Annotated in this window: 17 protein-coding genes, 5 tRNA genes and 1 other RNA gene; 5 read left to right on the top strand and 18 right to left on the bottom strand. The window is 65.8% G+C overall.

Annotated elements, in window-relative coordinates:
* Positions 1–100: 100 nt before the first annotated feature.
* The 3 genes from PDM28_RS04485 to PDM28_RS04475 form a co-directional block, all read right to left on the bottom strand.
* Positions 101–889: an isocitrate lyase/PEP mutase family protein gene (locus PDM28_RS04485; RefSeq protein WP_311183929.1), complete on the bottom strand. Its 789-nt coding sequence runs from the start codon at positions 887–889 to the stop codon at positions 101–103.
* 312 nt (positions 890–1,201) lie between these two features.
* Positions 1,202–1,768, bottom strand: a complete 567-nt coding sequence (locus tag PDM28_RS04480) for a hypothetical protein (protein ID WP_311183928.1) — start codon at positions 1,766–1,768, stop codon at positions 1,202–1,204.
* A 43-nt stretch (positions 1,769–1,811) separates the two neighbouring features.
* On the bottom strand, positions 1,812–2,129 hold the full coding sequence (locus PDM28_RS04475) for a DMT family transporter (protein ID WP_102944195.1): 318 nt from the start codon (positions 2,127–2,129) through the stop codon (positions 1,812–1,814).
* 271 nt (positions 2,130–2,400) lie between these two features.
* Here PDM28_RS04475 and ffs point away from each other — a divergent pair.
* Positions 2,401–2,497, top strand: an RNA gene (gene ffs, locus PDM28_RS04470) — signal recognition particle sRNA small type.
* A 22-nt stretch (positions 2,498–2,519) separates the two neighbouring features.
* Here ffs and PDM28_RS04465 read toward each other — a convergent pair.
* A complete protein-coding gene (locus tag PDM28_RS04465; RefSeq protein WP_311183927.1) occupies positions 2,520–3,275 on the bottom strand; it encodes an MBL fold metallo-hydrolase in 756 nt (251 codons plus the stop codon).
* A complete protein-coding gene (locus PDM28_RS04460; protein ID WP_070207959.1) occupies positions 3,275–4,024 on the bottom strand; it encodes a 3-deoxy-D-manno-octulosonic acid kinase in 750 nt (249 codons plus the stop codon). The genes PDM28_RS04465 and PDM28_RS04460 overlap by 1 nt, the downstream gene beginning before the upstream one ends.
* A 21-nt stretch (positions 4,025–4,045) precedes the next feature.
* On the opposite strand from PDM28_RS04460, the gene PDM28_RS04455 reads away from it, so the two are divergent.
* Positions 4,046–5,095: a glycosyltransferase family 9 protein gene (locus PDM28_RS04455; protein WP_311183926.1), complete on the top strand. Its 1,050-nt coding sequence runs from the start codon at positions 4,046–4,048 to the stop codon at positions 5,093–5,095.
* 52 nt (positions 5,096–5,147) lie between these two features.
* On the opposite strand, the gene PDM28_RS04450 is transcribed toward PDM28_RS04455, so the two are convergent.
* Together PDM28_RS04450 and PDM28_RS04445 are read right to left on the bottom strand one after the other, a co-directional pair.
* Positions 5,148–5,543 carry a DUF6165 family protein gene (locus PDM28_RS04450; protein WP_102944198.1) on the bottom strand — a complete coding sequence of 132 codons (396 nt, stop codon included), beginning with the start codon at positions 5,541–5,543 and terminating at the stop codon, positions 5,148–5,150.
* Between the two features lie 272 nt (positions 5,544–5,815).
* A tRNA-Ser gene (locus PDM28_RS04445) sits at positions 5,816–5,903 on the bottom strand.
* A gap of 171 nt (positions 5,904–6,074) precedes the next feature.
* Here PDM28_RS04445 and PDM28_RS04440 point away from each other — a divergent pair.
* Entirely contained in the window at positions 6,075–6,779 is a 705-nt protein-coding gene (locus PDM28_RS04440; protein ID WP_070207962.1) for a PP2C family protein-serine/threonine phosphatase, read from the top strand.
* Between the two features lie 37 nt (positions 6,780–6,816).
* On the opposite strand, the gene dnaQ is transcribed toward PDM28_RS04440, so the two are convergent.
* Genes dnaQ through PDM28_RS04425 form a run of 3 tightly spaced genes read right to left on the bottom strand, consistent with a single transcriptional unit; the run spans position 6,817 to position 8,656 of the window.
* Positions 6,817–7,542, bottom strand: a complete 726-nt coding sequence (dnaQ, locus tag PDM28_RS04435; RefSeq protein ID WP_311183925.1) for a DNA polymerase III subunit epsilon — start codon at positions 7,540–7,542, stop codon at positions 6,817–6,819.
* A 4-nt stretch (positions 7,543–7,546) separates the two neighbouring features.
* Positions 7,547–7,999 (bottom strand): ribonuclease HI, encoded by a 453-nt coding sequence (gene rnhA / locus PDM28_RS04430; RefSeq protein ID WP_102944200.1) that lies wholly within the window; start codon positions 7,997–7,999, stop codon positions 7,547–7,549.
* A 12-nt stretch (positions 8,000–8,011) separates the two neighbouring features.
* Positions 8,012–8,656 carry a methyltransferase domain-containing protein gene (locus tag PDM28_RS04425; RefSeq protein WP_311183924.1) on the bottom strand — a complete coding sequence of 215 codons (645 nt, stop codon included), beginning with the start codon at positions 8,654–8,656 and terminating at the stop codon, positions 8,012–8,014.
* An 11-nt stretch (positions 8,657–8,667) separates the two neighbouring features.
* Here PDM28_RS04425 and gloB point away from each other — a divergent pair, with 11 nt between their 5' ends.
* Both gloB and PDM28_RS04415 read left to right on the top strand, forming a co-directional pair.
* Complete coding sequence (gene gloB / locus PDM28_RS04420; protein WP_102944202.1) at positions 8,668–9,435, top strand: hydroxyacylglutathione hydrolase; 768 nt, start codon at positions 8,668–8,670, stop codon at positions 9,433–9,435.
* Positions 9,432–10,634, top strand: coding sequence for a lytic transglycosylase domain-containing protein (locus PDM28_RS04415; protein ID WP_311183923.1), 1,203 nt, complete (start codon positions 9,432–9,434; stop codon positions 10,632–10,634). The genes gloB and PDM28_RS04415 overlap by 4 nt, the downstream gene beginning before the upstream one ends.
* 94 nt (positions 10,635–10,728) lie before the next feature.
* On the opposite strand, the gene PDM28_RS04410 is transcribed toward PDM28_RS04415, so the two are convergent.
* From PDM28_RS04410 to clpX, 8 genes are all read right to left on the bottom strand, one after another.
* The gene (locus PDM28_RS04410) at positions 10,729–12,702 is read right to left on the bottom strand and encodes a peptidyl-prolyl cis-trans isomerase (protein ID WP_311183922.1); all 1,974 of its coding nucleotides are present in this window, start codon (positions 12,700–12,702) and stop codon (positions 10,729–10,731) included.
* A 121-nt stretch (positions 12,703–12,823) separates the two neighbouring features.
* A tRNA-Asp gene (locus tag PDM28_RS04405) sits at positions 12,824–12,900 on the bottom strand.
* Between the two features lie 88 nt (positions 12,901–12,988).
* Positions 12,989–13,065, bottom strand: a tRNA-Asp gene (locus PDM28_RS04400).
* An 86-nt stretch (positions 13,066–13,151) separates the two neighbouring features.
* A tRNA-Asp gene (locus PDM28_RS04395) sits at positions 13,152–13,228 on the bottom strand.
* A 27-nt stretch (positions 13,229–13,255) separates the two neighbouring features.
* Positions 13,256–13,330: transfer RNA gene (locus PDM28_RS04390), tRNA-Val, on the bottom strand.
* Between the two features lie 11 nt (positions 13,331–13,341).
* A complete protein-coding gene (locus PDM28_RS04385) occupies positions 13,342–13,614 on the bottom strand; it encodes an HU family DNA-binding protein (protein WP_070209523.1) in 273 nt (90 codons plus the stop codon).
* Between the two features lie 205 nt (positions 13,615–13,819).
* Positions 13,820–16,285, bottom strand: a complete 2,466-nt coding sequence (gene lon / locus PDM28_RS04380; RefSeq protein ID WP_311183921.1) for an endopeptidase La — start codon at positions 16,283–16,285, stop codon at positions 13,820–13,822.
* Between the two features lie 142 nt (positions 16,286–16,427).
* On the bottom strand, positions 16,428–17,717 hold the full coding sequence (clpX, locus tag PDM28_RS04375) for an ATP-dependent Clp protease ATP-binding subunit ClpX (protein ID WP_070209521.1): 1,290 nt from the start codon (positions 17,715–17,717) through the stop codon (positions 16,428–16,430).
* Position 17,718: the final 1 nt, after the last annotated feature.

Below are 17,718 nucleotides of genomic sequence, written 5' to 3'. Positions count from 1 at the left end.
GCCGCGCGCAGCGCGCCCTTCTCGTAGTGACACGCCACGCGTGTCAGCTCTTCGCCTCACACCCCGATGACACGCATGGCGTGTCACTACGCATCGCCGTTCACGCGAACAGCCTGTTCAACTCCCCATACCCCGGCGCCCCTTCCGGCCACGCCAGCGCGCCACCCAACATGGCCTCCGTCGCACCCGCCAACGCGGCCCACGCATGCACATACAACGCAGGTCCCGCACTCAACCTGCGCACGCCGGCAGAGACGAGGTCAGCATGCCCAACCAACCCCGGCAACCACATCACATTGAGCGGCAGTGGCACCGCATCGGCCATCGCACGCATCTCCGCAGGCTGCACAACGCACGGCACGAACGCCCCGCTCGCCCCAGCGGCAGCATAAGCCTGCATCCGCTCCACGCTCATCCGCACGGCAGCTTCGCCCTCCGCCATGCCACGCAGGTACACATCGGTACGCGCATTGATGAAGAGCGGGCGGCCCGCCAACGCACGGTGGATGGCGCTGATCTTCTCAACCAGCAACCCCGGCGCTCCCGCACCGTCTTCAAGATTGATACCCACCACACCTTGCTCCACCAGCTTCGATGCCAGCGCCGCCACCTGCTCCGGGTCATCGCTGTACCCATTCTCGATATCCACCGTGATCGGGATCGAGGTGGCCCGCACGATCTCGGCCACCCGCTGCAGCAGCGCTGCCTCCGGCAAGGCACTGCCGTCCGGGTACCCGCAGGACCAGGCCATGGCGGCGCTGGTGGTGCCTACCGCCTGCGCGCCCTTCTCCTGCGCGAGACGGGCACTGCCTGCGTCCCAGGCATTGGGCAGGACCAGCAGCTCGCTGGCGTGGTGCAGTGCTTCGAAACGCGCGTGAAGGTCGTTCATCGGGGCAGCTCCGGGCGGAAAGCGCGAGTGTGCACGTTTCGGGGGAGGGTTGCTGGCCGGATTCGGACGTTGATTGCGCTCAGTGCTTCGCTCGGATTGGTGGGAAATTTGGCTTCAGGGATGAACGCGACACAACCTATCCTGGATACCCGACCATTGAAGGGCTGATGGACGTAGCGCTGATGCTGGTTCGACGGGTTTCCCACTCATCGGGGGCTTGCAGACGCGTCCTCTTGGGGGTAGCCTTTTCCGGTCGCCAATGCCGCCGGCCGTTTTCGTTATCCGGGGATTGGCGCTTCAACAAAGCCCCTTTCAGGGGCTTTGCTTGTTTCGGGGGCTGACTCTGTCGCCCTTGGGAATTGCCGAATAGACTTCTGCCCTTGGCTTGCGCGCCTGCAGTTCAAGGATTGCGCGGTCGCGAACGCTGTTTCCGTACCCATCGACGCGCTCACTGGCACTTACGACGGCAGTCATGTGCTTGGCGATTTCTATTGTTGACGATTCGGCGAGCGCAGCTTCCAACTGCAGTACCAGATCACCGATCGTGTAACCATCCCTGCGCACACGGCTGTCGTAGTGGTGTCGACCGAGGTACACCAAGCGACTACTGCCAGGGGGCTCGTGCCCCAGCTCTCGTTTCAGGCGCACGATTTCTTCAAATTGCGCCGAGGTCAGCTCGCCGATTTCCAGGAGCCCCACCCTCTCTCCGCGCTCGATTCTGTGTAGTTGCTGCAGGATAAGCTCAGCGGCATTGTCATCTAGAGGCATGCCCCTTCCTTGGACCTCAAGGTCAGGCTCAACCATCCTCTCTGATGCAGCGGAAGTCGTTTCAAAGACTTGCAAAATGACGCAGGCCGCGCGGTTGAGACGCATAAACAAGGCCCCCTCCCGGGGGCCTTGTTTGTTTCCGCCGGCGTTTTCGTCAGCTGCTCGACACCTTCATCAGCACCAGCCCGCTGACGATCAGCACCGCGGCGCCGATCCGCAGCGCGCTGACCTGCTCGCCGAGGAAGATGATGCCGACGATGAAGGCGCCGACCGCGCCGATGCCGGTCCAGATGGTGTAGGCGGTGCCGAGCGGCAGGCTGCGCATGGCGAGCGAGAGCAGCCAGAAACTGGCGGCCATGGTGGCGAAGGTGATCAGGGACGGGGTGAGCCGGGTGAAGCCCTCGGATTGCTTCATCGAGAACGCCCAGACGACTTCCAGTACACCGGCAACGAGTAGATAGATCCAGGCCATGGGGCCCTCCTTATGGGGCCAGGTCGTCCTGGTGATTGTTGCCCGATATGGGGGAGGCCGTCCTCCTGCAGCGGGGCAGAGCCCCGCTCTACGTGTGGGGTGGATTCTAGCAATTGGGGTGGTTGGGGGGCGTTCCGGGGGCGGTGTGGGATACGGGGGATTCAGGCGGTGCGTGGGACACGCGTGGCGTGTCGCTACGCGGGTTCTAGTCGGCGTGGGTTTGCTGATACACTAGTGGACTGCACTTCGGTGCAACGTCTCTATGGCGGCCCCGTCGGCCCCTCGCGACGCTAGATCGAAAATCCCGCCAGGGCCGGAAGGCAGCAACGGTATCGATCGACGCGGGCGCCGAGGTCAGCCGGCGGGGCCGTCACCCGTTTCAGGGGGCGGTTACGCCGTTGGCGTCGGTGCGGTCGGGGTGGCCAGGACGACGCACTCGCCCGGCAGCGCCACGCGATGTCCGCGCGCGCGCAGTGCGTCGCCATCGGCCTCGCTGGCATAGTGATAAAGCATCATCCGCGCCTGCAGCTCGGGCGAATACTCACGTTCCAGATCGTCCACGCCGGTATGCGACGGGTTGCCGTGCAGGCCGCAGTCGTGCGCGATCAGTTCGTTGTCGGCCGCGAAGCGCGCCAGCATTTCCGGAATCGGGCGGGTGTCCCCGCTCCACACCAGGGCGCCCTGCAGGCGCAGGCCGTAAGCGGTTTCCGGCCAGTGGTGGCGCACCGGGAAGACTTCCAGGCGCACACCGTCATGCCAGAACGCATCGCCAACCACGATCAGCTGGAACGCGTCCCAGAAGTTGGCGCCGCCTTCGGCCAGCACGTTCGGGTAGTCGGCCACGCGCCGGTGCAGCAGCGGCACTACCGTCGCCGGCACGTAGACGCGGATGCGGCCACGACGTTCCGGCGAAAAATACGCGTCCACGAACAGCCGCTCGAAGCCGGCCACGTGGTCCAGGTGCACGTGGGTGACGAACAGGGCGTCGGGCATGCGCCCGTACTGCGCCAGGAATGCGGTGAGGCCTTCGCCGCCACAGTCGATGGTCAGCCACGGCTGGCCCGCGCGCTCGATCACCGCCATCGGCGAACCGAGCTGCACGGCCGACGCGTTGCCGACCCCCATCAACCGCAGCGACCAGTCCATCAGTACCCCCGGTTCCAGGCCAGGTCGTAGGCACGACGCAACCGCGCGAAGTCTTTTTCGACGTCTTCATGGCTGCGCTCACCACGCAGCTTGACCAGCGAACGGTGCAGGCGCTTGAGATTGCGCTCGCGCCAGGCGGTGGCCGGGATGCGCTGCACGCCGCGGTCGAAGTCGATCAGCCAGCCATGGCCGTTGGCGTCGAACAGGATGTTGTGGGCGTTGAGGTCGGCATGGTCCAGGCCGGCGCGGTGGAATCGCGCGATCAGCCGCCCAGTCTCTTCCCAGGGCGCGCCCCGCCCCGCCACCAGCGCGCGGTCGGCCAGCGAACGCACGCCTTCCAGCCGTTCCATCAGGATCGCGGCGCGGTAACGCAGGCCGTCGCGCATGTAGAACGCGGCGATGGGCTGCGGCACCGGCAGCTTGAGCGCACGCAGGGCGCGCATCAGGCGGAACTCGGCGAAGCTGCGGGTGCGGTTGGCCCCGCGCCACAGGTACTGGTCGTGGCTCAGTTTGGCTGCCATGCCGCCGCGCAGGTACTGGCGCAGCACGCAATGCCCGAACGGCGCGTCGACGAAAAAGGCCCCGCCACGGCCGCCCTCGCCCACCGGCCGCGCCCGTTCGCCCCAGTGGGCAGGCGAGAACAGGCTCATGTCGGCTTGCCGCAGGCGTTCGCGGTCGAACAGAATGGCCCCCATGCCGCGTCCGTCGCGGCAGGGCGTCAGTGCTTCAGTGGCGTCGAATGCGACCATTCCTTCGAGTCTAACAACACCATGGCATCAGCGTCCTCTTCCTTGTGTCTTTTGCGTTTGTCCGCGCTGGGCGACGTCACCCACGTGGTGCCGCTGGTGCGGACCCTGCAGCAGGCACGGCCGGGCGTTGAACTGCACTGGATCATCGACAAGGTCGGGCACAAGCTGCTCGACGGCCTGCCGGGCGTCGTATTCCATGCCTACGACAAGAAGACCGGCCTGGCCGGCATGCGCGCCCTGCGCGCCGAGCTGCCGCCGGGCCGCTTCGAGGCGCTGCTGCAGATGCAGGTGGCCTTCCGCGCCAACGTGCTGTCGGCCTTCGTGCCGGCGGCGCGCCGGATCGGCTACGACAAGGCGCGCTCGAAGGACCTGCATGGGCTTTTCATCAACGAACGCATTCCCGACCGCCCGGGCATCCACGTACTGGACGCGATCGGCAGCTTCGGCGAGCCGCTGGGCATCCGCCAGACCACCGTCAGCTGGGACCTGGCGGTGCCACCGGCGGCGGTGGAATGGGCACAGGCACAGTGGCAGGACGACGGCCGGCCGGTGCTGATGATCTCGCCGTGTTCCAGCCATGTGCGCCGCAACTGGTACGCCGACCGCTATGCGGCAGTGGCCAACCATGCGGTGGCGCGCGGCTGGCGGGTGGTGCTGTGCGGTGGCCGCAGCGAGCTGGAGCGCGGCATGGCCGACGCCATCCAGGCCCAGCTGGCGACCCCGGCGCTGGACCTGGTGGGCAAGGACACGCTGAAGCAGCTGCCCGCCCTTCTCGCCCGCGCCGCGCTGGTGATGACCCCCGACTCGGGGCCGATGCACATCGCCAACGCGATGGGCGCCAAGGTGCTGGGCCTGCATGCCGCCAGCAACCCTCACCGCAGCGGCCCCTACTCGGACCGTCGCTACTGCGTGGACCGCTACGACGACGCGGCGCGCAAGTTCCTGGGCAAGCCCGCCAGCGAACTCAAGTGGGGCACCAAGATCGAGTTCGACGACGTGATGCAGCTGATCACCGTGGAAGACGGCATCGCCGCCTTCGAGCGCTACGTAACGGACCAGCAGCAACGGTAGCGTCGGCCGTTGGCCGTTGGCCGGCCCAGGCGTTGCCCTCCCCCTCACGCAGTCACTTGGCGTGTTTGTACGACTTCTCTTCCACGAACAGCGACCCGAGCGCGCCATTGAGATCCTTCTTGATCCGCGCCCGCTCATCGTTGTTCAGATAGACACTGCGTGCCAGCGCGACGAAGTCCGCATCGAATTCCCCGGCCTGGTCCTTCAGGCGGATGTTGTCCTCGATATCCCAGAGCTTCTCGTTGATGTCCTTGAGCTCAGCGCGGAGCTTGGCGATGTCCTTGACCCCGGCCGGGTGCGCCATCCAGGTCTTCTCCAGCGCGCTCAGCTCGGCACGGATGTTGGCCAGCTTGGCCGGATCGCTGATGCGCTCCGACTTGATCTGCAGGATCGAGATCTTGTCGAGCAGCTCACCAAAGGAGACGGGAACCGAAATTTCTGCGGTCATGGGGGTGGCCGTTGAGTGGAATGCAATGAGTTTACCGGGCAAATCAGCCACGCAGGGCGTGGCTCTACCCCATCGCAGCAAAGCGCATCAGCAAAGATGTGCACCCGCGCACCCACCCAAAGAAGCAAGCCCCTCTGTTGAGGGGCTGCCCCGACAGGGACGGGGAGAGGAAGCATGCGGGGGCAACGGCGCTACGCGCCGTTGCAATCCCCCCCTCTCCGCCAGACACGCAAAAAAGGCCACCCAAAGGGCGGCCTTTTTTGCGTGTCGGGCGGAGAGGGGGGGATTCGAACCCCCGAGGCGCTATAAACGCCTGCCTGATTTCGAGTCAGGTACATTCAACCGCTCTGCCACCTCTCCAGATGGTCCCCGGCGAACCGGGGAGCGAATAATACGGTGAGGACGCGCCGACGGCAAGCCATTCCGCCGTTGCCGATGAATTTCTTCTGTATCGATGCCTTGCCGGATGTCCGCAGGGCCGCGATCATGCCGTTATCCCTCAGCAATACACTCCCTGGCCTGCGCGCGACCATGATCGAATTCGGACACCTGACCCACCCTGGCCTGCGCCGTGACCTCAATGAGGACACCTACTACGGGGACGGCGAACTGGCACTGTGGCTGGTGGCCGACGGCATGGGCGGGCACGCCTGTGGCGAGGTGGCCAGCGCACTGGCGCGCGAAACCATCGTGCGCGAGATCCGCCAGGGCGCCACCCTGGCGCACGCGATCCGGGTGGCCGACGAGGAGATCATCCGCACGTCGCGCCGCCGCAACGACAGCCTGCCGATGGGCACCACCGTGGTCGCCGCGCGCGTGCAGGGCAACCGTTACGAAGTGGCCTGGGTCGGCGACAGCCGCGCCTACCTGTGGCGCGACGGCAGCCTGGCCCAGCTCAGCCAGGACCACAGCGTGGTCCAGGAAATGGTCGCCCAGGGCAACCTGACCGCTGAACAGGCCCGCGCCCACCCGCACCGCAACGTGGTGACCCAGGCGCTGGGGGTGACCGACCCGGCGCACCTGAACGTCGCCACGACCACCGGCGAACTACGCCCGGGCATGCAGCTGCTGCTGTGCAGCGACGGACTGACCGAAGAGGTCGAGGACAAGGACATCGCCCGCACCCTGGCCTACGACGACGCCAGTGCGCAGGAATGCGTGGACACGCTGGTGGCCGCCGCGCTGGATGGCGGTGGGTCGGACAACATCACGGCGATTCTTGTGCGTTGCCATTGAATTAGGGGGTTGCCGGCCAGCGGCCGGCACTACAGGATCAGGCTACGGCTTCTTCCACCTTCGGGCCGTCCCAGATCGCGTGGCCGGCCTTCTTGCGCAGCTTGGCCAGGCGCGCGTCGTGCGCTTCCAGCTCCGAGACGGTGGCGACCACGCGCGGGCGCGGCAGCAGGCGGCTGGTGTCGAACGCCTGCGCCTGTGCACTGCCGGGACGGACGTCGTCGGCAGAACCGAAGCCGATTTCCTCCTGGCCCGAAGTCAGCGCGATGTACACATCGCCCAGGATCTGGGCATCGAGCAGGCCGCCATGCAGCTGGCGGTGCGCGTTGTCCACGCCCAGCCGCTTGCACAGGGCGTCCAGCGAATTGCGCTGCCCCGGATAGCGCTCTCGCGCCATCTTAAGGGTGTCGATGACCGTGCAGCGGTCGGTGATCTTCCCGTACTGGTCGCCCAGCAGCGACAGCTCGTAATCCAGGAAGCCCAGGTCGAACGCCGCGTTGTGGATGATGAGCTCGGCGCCGTCGATGTAGGCGAGGAACTCCTCGGCCACCTGCGCGAACGCCGGCTTGTCGGCCAGGAACTCCAGGGTCAGGCCGGTGACTTCCTGCGCGCCCTGTTCGAACTCGCAGTCGGGCTTGAGGTACTGGTGGTAGTTGTTGCCGCTCGGGCGGCGCTCAAGCAGTTCCACACAGCCGATTTCGACGATGCGGTTGCCCTTGCGCCATTCCAGGCCGGTGGTTTCGGTGTCGAGGATGATCTGACGCATGCGCTCAGTGTACCGGGCCGCCGGCGCGGATACGGATCGCGGCGTCGCGCGCCAGCGTGTCCACCCGCTCGTTGTCCGGGTCGCCGGAATGCCCCTTCACCCAGCGCCAGTCGATGCTGTGCTTCTGCGTGGCCGCGTGCAGGCGCTCCCACAGGTCGCGGTTCTTGACCGGGTCGCCGCCGGCGGTCTTCCAGTTCTTGCGGAGCCAGCCCGGCAGCCATTGGGTCAGGCCCTGGCGCACATACTGGGAGTCGGTGAACAGCACGATCTCGCACGGCTCGGTCAGCGCTTCCAGGCCGGATATGGCCGCCATCAGTTCCATCCGGTTGTTGGTGGTGTGCGCTTCGCCGCCGCTGAGCTCGCGCTCGTGGCCCTTGTAGCGCATCAACGCGGCCCAGCCGCCCGGACCGGGATTGCCCAGGCAGGAACCGTCGGTGTGGATTTCAATGGTTTTCAATACAACTCCAGATCAGGTCGCCACGGTGCCGTGCCAGCGGCGTACCGGCAGTGGCTTGGGTCCTGGCAGGGCCAGGGTGCGTTTTTCGGCAGAGAACAGGCACGCCGCGCGCAGCGCCGCGACGCTGCGCCGGCCCGGCGCGCGGTCGCGCCACATCGGGCCCAGCCAGTCCAGCGCGTCGCAGGCCAGCCCGGCCTGCTCCAGGGTATGCCGCAACCGCTGCGGGGTGCGCACCACCAGCCCGTGGTGGCGCCACTGGCGGCGGAACGGGCTGAACGGGTTGAGCGTGGACAGCCACAGGCGCCCGCCCGGCATCAGCACCCGCTCGCATTCGGCGATCAGCTGCTCGGCATCGCGTGCGGTCACGTGCTGCAGCACGATCGCGTTGACGCTTTCGCTGGGAAACGGCAACGGCAGCGCGCAGGTGACATCACCGGTGTAGCCCCGGGAGGTGCGGTACAGACGCATGCCCTGCCCCGGCAGCTCCACCCCCTTGTGCCAGGACGGGGTCGGCGCGATCCACAGCCACGGAGTCACCGGGTGCGAGGCCAAGGCCGGCTCCAGCGCCTGCCGCTCCAGTTCGCGCAGCACCTGCGCCGGTTCAGTATCAAACCAGGATGCGACTGAAGCTTGACGGAGGCTCGGCGCGGCGGGCATGGTCCAATTCTATGCGACTGACTGCCCTACCCGCATTCGCGGACAACTACATCTGGGCGCTGGTCGCCGACGACGGCCGCGCGATCGTGGTCGACCCCGGCCAGGCCTCTCCGGTGCTGGCTGCGGCAACGCAGCAGAACTGGCGCCCACACACCGTTCTGTTGACCCACCACCACGACGACCACATCGGCGGGGTGGCCGAGCTGCAGGCCCGGTATCCCGGGCTTGCGGTGCTGGCCCCTGACGATCCGCGCATTCCGATGGCCACCCAGCGGGTCGCCGGGGGTGAACGCGTTCAGGCACTGGGGCTGGAGATCGACGTAGTATCCGTGCCCGGACACACCCGTTCGCATGTCGCGTTTCACACTGCTGAACATCTTTTCAGTGGCGATACGCTGTTCAGCCTGGGGTGTGGACGCATGTTCGAAGGTACGCCGCCCCAGCTTCTGGCATCCCTGAAGAAGCTGGCGTCCCTGCCGCCGCACCTGTTGATGTGCTGCGGGCATGAGTACACCGTGTCAAATGCCGTCTTCGCGCGGCATGTCGACCCCGCCAACGCCGCGCTCGCGCGACGCCAAGAGGAGGCCCTGGCCATGCGCCGCGATGAACGCCCCACGCTGCCCGTTGCACTGGCCAGCGAGCTGGAATGCAATCCGTTCCTGCGTACCGATACCCCCGCCGTCCGTGCTGCGGTAAGCCAGCACCTCGGCCGCCCCGTTACCGATGAAGTCGATGTCCTGGCGGGTCTGAGGGGCTGGAAAGACGGATTCCGAACATGAGTCGGCGATGGTTGCCGCTCGCGGCCGGCCTGGCGATCGCCCTGGCCGGCACTGCGGGCGCCCAGTCGTTGAGTGCAGGAATGTCGCAGAACGTGGCCGGGCTTTCGCAGCTGCCACTGGATCCGGCTGCCCTGCCCCCCGCTTCGGTCCGCAACGGCCAGGACATCTTCGCCAGCTTCCGCGAGGGCCTGGCCGAACCGACCTGCGATGCCGAGGCCACCAGCCCGCGCTGGCAGAAGCAGTTCGCACATGCGCCGTCGCGCCTGGCCAACCAGGATGACGATGCGCTAGTGCTGTTCGGCTACGTGGTCGAAGAACTGCGCAAGGCCGACCTGCCCACAGAATTCGCGCTGATCCCGTTCGTGGAAAGCGGCTACCGGCCCAATGCCCGCAATGGCAGCGGCCCGGCCGGGCTGTGGCAGTTCATTGCCAGCACCGCGAAGAACCACCGCGTGCAGATGACCAGCGGCTACGACGGTCGCCTCTCGGCCGCCGATTCCACCCAGGCCGCGGTGCGCTATCTCAAGACCCTGCACGGAATGTTCGGCGGCGACTGGCGCCTGGCCACCATGGCCTACAACGCGGGCGAGTACCGCGTGCTGCAGTCGCTGCGCAAGGCCGGCATGAACGCGCAGAACGCGCGCCCGCAGGCACTGCCGGGGCTGTCGCCGATCACCTACGCGTATGTCGAGAAGCTGCACGCGCTGGCGTGCGTGCTGGAAGACGCTGAAACCTCGCCCGGCGTGATGGCCTCGCTGGACCGCACCGTGCCGGTGCTGAAGGGCCACACCCTGCCGGCCGGCACCAGCGTGCAGCAATGGGCCGCACAGCGCGCCCTGGATCCTGCCCGCATTGCCCGGCTCAACCCGGCCCTGGCCAGCGGCAAGGGGCGTCCCAGTGGGCAGGTGACGGTTCTGGCCCCGGCGACGCATGCGCCGGCCGATACCTCGGTGAGGGTGGCGCAGGTGGAAGCGCAGGTGGCCGACACGGTCAGCCCGCGTTCCGATGCGCTGACGGCAAGCCGGACGGTGGCCAGTGCGGACCGCCCGCGTGCGCGCCGGCATACGGTGCGTAACGGCGAGTCGGCGTGGACGATCGCGAAGCGGTACGGAATGCCGTTGAAGGCGCTGCTGTCGTTGAACAACCTCAGCGGCAGCAGTGTGTTGAAGCCCGGGGCGGTCCTGCGCGTAGAGGATTGAAGCGCGATTCCAATCACGTAGAACGCAGAAGGCCCGGCATTGCCGGGCCTTCCTTGTTTCCGTGGGCCGGGCAGAGCCCGGCGCTACGTGATGCTTACAGGTTTGCTTCCTCGACCTGCACTTTGTAACTCTTGCGCAGGGCCTGGACGAAGTCCTTGGCCGCGGCCATGCCGTCGACCTGGTCGAGCTGGTCGCGGAACTGCTTCTGCTGCTCGGCCGGCACCTCGGCCAGGTTCGGCGGGCTCACCTTGTTGACCGCGAACACCACGTAACGGTCCTGCACGGCGACCTTGCCGTAGCTCGGCTTGCCTTCGGTCGGCGTCGGGGCGGCGAACACGGCCTTGTTGATTTCCGGGGTCGGCACCGGCTGGGTGCGCGGCAGGCCCGGCAGCGGGCTGAGCTGCAGCTTCTCTTCAGCCGCCAGCGCCTGCAGGGTCTGACCGGCCTTGAGCTTGGCCAGCAGCGCGTCAGCGGCCATCTCCGAGGCCTGGCGGGTACGGTCGGCGCGGATCGCGGCGATCACCTGGTCGCGCGCCTTGTCCAGCGGCAGCGCCTGTTCCGGGCTGTGGTCGGTGACGCGGATCAGCACGCTGTGGTCCGGCGCGAGCGAGATCGGGTCGCTGACGGTTCCGTCCTGGACCAGCACGTCGGAGAACGCCGCACGCAGCACCGCCGGATTGGCGGCAATGCCGCTGGCGGTGGCACGGCTGAACGGACCGATGGTCTGCACCGGCAGCTTCACCGTGTCGGCCGCGCTCTTGAGCGAGGTCGGGTTCTTGTAGACCTCGTCGACCAGGCGGCCACTGAGTTCGGAGAACGCGCCTTCGGTGTCGGCCTTGAGCTGCTCGGCAGCCAGCTGGTCGCGCACTTCTTCGAACGGACGCTCCTGGCCACCCTTGATCTCGCGCAGCTGCAGCACGTGGTAACCGAACTCGGTCTTGACCGGTGCGCTGACCTCGCCCGCCTTCATCGCGAACAGGGCGTCTTCGAACGGCTTGACCATGGCGCCACGCTCCACCCAGCCGAGGTCGCCACCGGTGCCCTTGGAGCCGGTGTCGTCCGAATTGGCCTTGGCCAGCGCCGCGAAATCGGCGCCCGGCGCCTTGGCCTGTGCAGCCAGCGCAGTGGCCTTCTCTTCGGCGGCCTTGAGCTTGGCCGGGTCGCTGCCGTCGGCGGCGATCAGGATGTGCGACGCCTGGCGCGCTTCGGGCGTGGCAAACCGCGCCTTCTCGTCGGCGTAGCGCTTGCGCAGCGCCGCGTCATCGGCCGGCGCGGCCGCCGGCAGGCTGGCGGCGTTGATTTCCACGTACTCCAGCGACACGGTTTCCGGCTGGCGGAAATCCTTGCCGTGGCTGTCGTACCACTGCTTGATCTGTGCGTCGGTGACGTCGGCGGTGTCGGCCGGCAGTTCCGGCAGCGCAGCGATTTCCACGTCGCGGGTTTCCCCCAGCAGGTTCATCATGCGCGTCGCTTCGGCACTGGTGACGAAGCCCGAGTTCTGCAGTGCGGTCGGAATGACCGACTGCTGGATGTTCTCGCGCACCAGCGCTTCGAACTGGGCCGGCGTGCGCGGCGGATTGCCGGTGCTCAGCGCCAGGCGGTACTGGTCCTGGCTGAACTTGCCATCGGCGCCGATGAACGCCGGAATGGAGGCGATGGTCTCGCGCACCAGGGCGTCGCCGATGACGATGCCGGACTGCTCGCCGGCCAGGCGCACGACCTGTTCGTCGATCATCTGGTCGAGCACGGCCAGCTTGCTTTCGGTGCTTTCGAACTCGCGCGGGTCGAAGTTCTCGCCCTGCTGCTGGCGCGCCTGCTGGCGTGCCTGTTCGAAGCGGGTACGGAAGTCCTGTGCACTGATCTCATGGTGCTGCCACAGGAACGACATCGGCCACCACGACGGCGCCGAACGCCACCAGGTCGGCGGCGCTGCCACCTTGGCCACGTTCTGCGCACCGACACCGCCCAGATAGCTGGAGTCGATCACGAACAGGAACGGGATCATCAGCAGGCCCAGGATCACGGTAACGATCCAGCCCGAGGTCTTGTCGCGAAGTTTCTGCAGCATGGGAGAAATCAAGGCCCGATTGGCGAATCCGGCAGTGTACCCCGCTTCGCGCCGCTCCCCAACAGGGGCGGGCGACAGGCAAAAGAAAAGCCCCTGGTTTTCACCAGGGGCCTTCAAGAATTGGCGGAGCGGACGGGACTCGAACCCGCGACCTCCGGCGTGACAGGCCAGCATTCTAACCAGCTGAACTACCGCTCCGCGCTTGAAACTTTGCAGGCGCTCATTATATCCGAAGATATTCAGAAAACCCACCCCGATATGCTGCTTTTCGAGGATTTTTTGTAACTGGCGGAGCGGACGGGACTCGAACCCGCGACCTCCGGCGTGACAGGCCAGCATTCTAACCAGCTGAACTACCGCTCCGCACTTAAACCTTCTGCTGCCTTCCACCACGATCTGGATCGTCGCAGAAAACAAGGCCCCCGATCGCTCAGGGGCCTCGTTGAAACTGGCGGAGCGGACGGGACTCGAACCCGCGACCTCCGGCGTGACAGGCCAGCATTCTAACCAGCTGAACTACCGCTCCACATTTCAAACTTTCTACTGCGGTGCCTGGTGGGTGCTGAGGGTTTCGAACCCCCGACCCTCTCCGTGTAAAGGAGACGCTCTACCGCTGAGCTAAGCACCCCAGCAAGCCGCTTAGTTTACGGCATCCTTCAGGGCTTTGCCAGCCTTGAACGACGGATTCTTCGACGCAGCGATCTTGATGGTGTCGCCGGTCTTCGGGTTGCGGCCGGTACGAGCGGCGCGGTCACGCACCTGGAACGTACCGAAGCCCACCAGGGTCACTGCGTCGCCGCCCTTCAGGGCCTTGGTGACGGCAGCGATGACGGCATCGACGGCGCGAGCCGAATCGGCCTTGGTCAGGTCGGCGGTTTCGGCAACGGCGTCGATCAATTCGGTCTTGTTCATTCTGTACAGCTCCTTTGGCGGGGATTCCGCATGTTCGACAGTGAAGCATCCGACCCGCAACGTGGCCGGACACCAGTGAGTTCTCGATTCGCACCGATCAACGTTCTGCTGACCTGCGAGTGGTGCTTTTATACCAGTGCACCCCTACCCGCGCAAGCTGAAAAGCCAATAACGACGCGGGTTTCGGGGAATTCCACAGCGCGCGTCAGTGCTTGACGCGCGTTGTGGAAGCTGTCTTGCCCTTGCTCCGCACTGTGACGCGTTGCCCATCCTTCTTCGGCTTGGGCTGCGTCAGCGGCGTTTCCAATGCCAGGTCGAGCACCTCTTCGATCCACTTCACCGGAATGATCTTGAGGTCGCGGGTGACGTTGGCCGGAATGTCGGCCAGGTCCTTGCGGTTCTCCTCGGGAATGATCACGGTGGTGATGCCACCGCGCAGCGCGGCCAGCAGCTTTTCCTTCAGCCCGCCGATCGCGGTGACGCGACCACGCAGGGTGATTTCGCCGGTCATCGCCACTTCGGCACGGATCGGCACCTTGGTCAGCATCGACACCAGCGAGGTCACCATCGCGGCGCCGGCACTGGGGCCATCCTTCGGCGTAGCACCATCGGGCACGTGCACGTGCACGTCGTGCTTCTGCAGGAAGTCGGCGTCGATACCCAACCGTTCGGCACGCGAACGCACCACCGACAATGCGGCCGAGGCCGATTCCTTCATCACATTGCCGAGCTGGCCGGTGAGGATCATGGCGCCCTTGCCCGGCACCAGCGTGGATTCAATCTGCAGCAGGTCGCCACCGACCTCGGTCCAGGCCAGGCCGGTCACCAGGCCGATCTCGTTCTGTTCCTCGGCACGGCCGAAGTCGAAGCGGCGCACGCCCAGGTACTTCTCCAGGTTCTTGGCATTGACCACCACCAGCGCCTTTTTCTTCGCCGCGACCTTCTTGCCGGCCTTGGCCTGCTTGACCGGTGCGACCGGTCCGCCCAGCGCGATTTCCTTCACCACCTTGCGGCAGATCTTGGCCACTTCACGCTCGAGGTTGCGCACGCCGGACTCGCGCGTGTAGTAACGCACCACGTCCTGGATGGCGTCGGCTTCGATCTCCAGTTCCTCCGGCTTCAGTCCGTTGGCCTTGAGCTGCTTGGGCACCAGGTAACGCATCGCGATGTTGAGCTTCTCATCCTCGGTGTAACCGGGGATCCGGATCACTTCCATGCGGTCCAGCAGCGGGCCGGGGATGTTGAGCGAGTTGGAGGTCGCCACGAACATCACTTCGGACAGGTCCAGGTCCACTTCCAGGTAGTGGTCGTTGAACGCGTTGTTCTGCTCGGGGTCGAGCACTTCCAGCAGCGCCGAGGACGGGTCGCCACGGAAGTCCATCGACATCTTGTCGATCTCGTCGAGCACGAACAGCGCATTCTTGCTGCCGACCTTGTTGAGGTTCTGCACGATGCGGCCCGGCATGGAGCCGACGTAGGTACGACGGTGGCCACGGATCTCGGCTTCGTCGCGCACGCCGCCCAGGCTCATGCGCACGAACTTGCGATTCGTCGCCTTGGCGATGGACTGGCCCAGCGAGGTCTTGCCCACACCCGGCGGCCCGACCAGGCACAGGATCGGGCCCTTCATCTGCTTCACCCGCGACTGCACCGCCAGGTACTCGAGGATGCGGTCCTTGACCTTGTCCAGGCCGAAGTGGTCGGCGTCCAGGGTGTCCTGCGCGACCTTCAGGTCCTTGCGGACCTTGGTGCGCTTCTTCCACGGCACGCCCAGCAGCCAGTCGAGGTAGTTGCGCACCACCGCGGCTTCGGCCGACATCGGCGACATCTGCTTGAGCTTGTTGAGTTCGGCCTTGGCCTTGGTTTCCACCGGCTTGGGCATGCCGGCATCGGCGATCTTGCGCGCCAGTTCTTCCAGCTCGCCGGGCGCGTCGTCGAGGTCGCCCAGTTCCTTCTGGATCGCCTTCATCTGCTCGTTGAGGTAGTACTCGCGCTGGCTCTTTTCCATCTGCGACTTGACCCGGCCGCGGATGCGCTTTTCCATCTGCTGCACGTCGATCTCGCCGTCGACCAGGCCGACCAGCATCTCCAGGCGTTCGCCGATCTGCAGGGTTTCCAGCAGGCGCTGTTTGTCGGCCAGGCGCACGCTGATGTGCGCGGCAATGGTGTCGGCCAGGCGCGCCGGCTCATCGATGCCGGCCAGGGTCTGCAGCAGCTCCGGCGGCAGCTTGCGGTTGGTCTTGACGTACTGCTCGAACAGCGACATCAGCGAGCGGGCGATCGCCTCGATCTCGCGCGGTTCGCGCGACTCGTCCAACTCGATTTCCGAAGCCACGCCCTGCAGCGCGCCATTGCGCTCGGTCACCTGGGTGACGTTGACCCGCGACAGGCCTTCGACCAGCACCTTGATGGTGCCGTCGGGCAGCTTCAGCAGCTGCAGGACCTGGGCCAGGGTACCGACCTGGTACAGGTCGGCCGCGGTCGGGTCGTCGGTCTCGGCCGACTTCTGCGCGAGCAGCAGGATGCGCTTGTCCGCTTCCATCGCCTGCTCCAGCGCGTGCATGGACTTGTCGCGGCCGACGAACAGCGGAATGACCATGTGCGGAAACACCACCACGTCACGCAGCGGCAGTACCGGCAGGTCGAGAGTCTCAGTAGGGGAACGGGCCATGAGGGCTCCAAAGGAACGGTGGGGATGGCCTCCGGGCAGCCTCGCCCGGATACAAAAAAGCCGATGGCCCCGTTATGGGGCCATCGGCGTCCAGATGCAAGATGCTCTGAAAAAACTCCATCAATTCAAGTATTTGAATCGATTATTCAGCGCCTGCGGCCTTCTGTTCAGGGGCCGGCGGGGTCTGGTAGATCAGGTACGGTTCGGACTTGTGCTCGATCACCGATTCGTCCACCACCACCTTGCTGACGTTTTCTGCCGAAGGCAGGTCGTACATGGTGTCCAGCAGGACCGATTCGACGATGGTGCGCAGGCCACGGGCGCCGGTCTTGCGCTTGAGCGCCTTGCGGGCAATGGCCGACAGGGCGTCAGGGCGGAACTCCAGCTCCACGTGCTCCATCTCGAACAGCTTCTTGAACTGCTTGGTGATGGCGTTCTTGGGCTCGGTCAGGATCCTGACCAGGGCGGCTTCGTCCAGCTCCTCCAGGGTCGCCACCACCGGCAGGCGGCCGACGAATTCCGGGATCAGGCCGAACTTGATCAGGTCTTCTGGCTCGACTTCGGCCAGCACCTTGCCCACTTCCTGCTTGCGCTCGGAGCTCTTCACCTTGGCCCCGAAGCCGATGCCGCCGGCGTCGTTGGAACGGGCCTGGATCACCTTGTCCAGCCCGGCGAACGCGCCGCCGCAGATGAACAGGATGTTCTTGGTGTCGACCTGCAGGAATTCCTGCTGCGGGTGCTTGCGACCGCCCTGCGGCGGCACGCTGGCCACGGTGCCTTCGATCAGCTTCAGCAGGGCCTGCTGCACGCCTTCGCCGGACACGTCACGGGTGATCGACGGGTTCTCGCTCTTGCGCGAGATCTTGTCGATTTCATCGATGTAGACGATGCCCTGCTGTGCCTTCTCGACGTCGTAGTCGCACTTCTGCAGCAGCTTCTGGATGATGTTCTCCACGTCTTCGCCCACGTAACCGGCTTCGGTCAGCGTAGTGGCGTCGGCCATGGTGAACGGCACGTTGAGCAGGCGGGCCAGGGTTTCGGCCAGCAGGGTCTTGCCCGAACCGGTCGGACCGACCAGCAGGATGTTCGACTTCGCCAGTTCGACTTCGTCGTTCTTCTGGCGGCTCTCGATGCGCTTGTAGTGGTTGTACACAGCCACGGCCAACGTGCGCTTGGCCCGGTTCTGGCCAATCACGTACTGGTCGAGGACTTCGAGGATTTCCTTCGGCTTGGGCAGCGAACTGCGCGCCGACTGCGCCTTTTCCTCGAGCTCTTCACGGATGATGTCGTTGCACAGCTCCACGCATTCATCGCAGATGAACACGCTGGGCCCAGCAATCAGCTTGCGCACCTCGTGCTGGCTCTTTCCGCAGAAAGAACAGTAGAGGATCTTGCCGGTGTCCGTGGAACGACCTTGGCGGTCTTCGCTCATG

Source organism: Stenotrophomonas aracearum (genome assembly GCF_031834615.1).
Lineage (GTDB): Bacteria > Pseudomonadota > Gammaproteobacteria > Xanthomonadales > Xanthomonadaceae > Stenotrophomonas > Stenotrophomonas aracearum.
The sequence above is the reverse complement of the archived record's forward strand: the minus strand, read 5'-3'. Positions and strand labels throughout refer to the sequence as shown.

Excerpts from the sequence above, each read along its gene's own strand:
- PDM28_RS04485 (WP_311183929.1), bottom strand. The coding sequence starts at position 889 with ATGAACGACCTTCACGCGCGTTTCGAAGCACTGCACCACGCCAGCGAG.
- PDM28_RS04475 (WP_102944195.1), bottom strand. The coding sequence starts at position 2,129 with ATGGCCTGGATCTATCTACTCGTTGCCGGTGTACTGGAAGTCGTCTGG.
- PDM28_RS04465 (WP_311183927.1), bottom strand. The coding sequence starts at position 3,275 with ATGGACTGGTCGCTGCGGTTGATGGGGGTCGGCAACGCGTCGGCCGTG.
- PDM28_RS04460 (WP_070207959.1), bottom strand. The coding sequence starts at position 4,024 with ATGGTCGCATTCGACGCCACTGAAGCACTGACGCCCTGCCGCGACGGA.
- PDM28_RS04455 (WP_311183926.1), top strand. The coding sequence starts at position 4,046 with ATGGCATCAGCGTCCTCTTCCTTGTGTCTTTTGCGTTTGTCCGCGCTG.
- PDM28_RS04450 (WP_102944198.1), bottom strand. The coding sequence starts at position 5,543 with ATGACCGCAGAAATTTCGGTTCCCGTCTCCTTTGGTGAGCTGCTCGAC.
- PDM28_RS04440 (WP_070207962.1), top strand. The coding sequence starts at position 6,075 with ATGATCGAATTCGGACACCTGACCCACCCTGGCCTGCGCCGTGACCTC.
- dnaQ (WP_311183925.1), bottom strand. The coding sequence starts at position 7,542 with ATGCGTCAGATCATCCTCGACACCGAAACCACCGGCCTGGAATGGCGC.
- PDM28_RS04425 (WP_311183924.1), bottom strand. The coding sequence starts at position 8,656 with ATGCCCGCCGCGCCGAGCCTCCGTCAAGCTTCAGTCGCATCCTGGTTT.
- gloB (WP_102944202.1), top strand. The coding sequence starts at position 8,668 with ATGCGACTGACTGCCCTACCCGCATTCGCGGACAACTACATCTGGGCG.
- PDM28_RS04415 (WP_311183923.1), top strand. The coding sequence starts at position 9,432 with ATGAGTCGGCGATGGTTGCCGCTCGCGGCCGGCCTGGCGATCGCCCTG.
- PDM28_RS04410 (WP_311183922.1), bottom strand. The coding sequence starts at position 12,702 with ATGCTGCAGAAACTTCGCGACAAGACCTCGGGCTGGATCGTTACCGTG.
- PDM28_RS04385 (WP_070209523.1), bottom strand. The coding sequence starts at position 13,614 with ATGAACAAGACCGAATTGATCGACGCCGTTGCCGAAACCGCCGACCTG.
- lon (WP_311183921.1), bottom strand. The coding sequence starts at position 16,285 with ATGGCCCGTTCCCCTACTGAGACTCTCGACCTGCCGGTACTGCCGCTG.
- clpX (WP_070209521.1), bottom strand. The coding sequence starts at position 17,717 with ATGAGCGAAGACCGCCAAGGTCGTTCCACGGACACCGGCAAGATCCTC.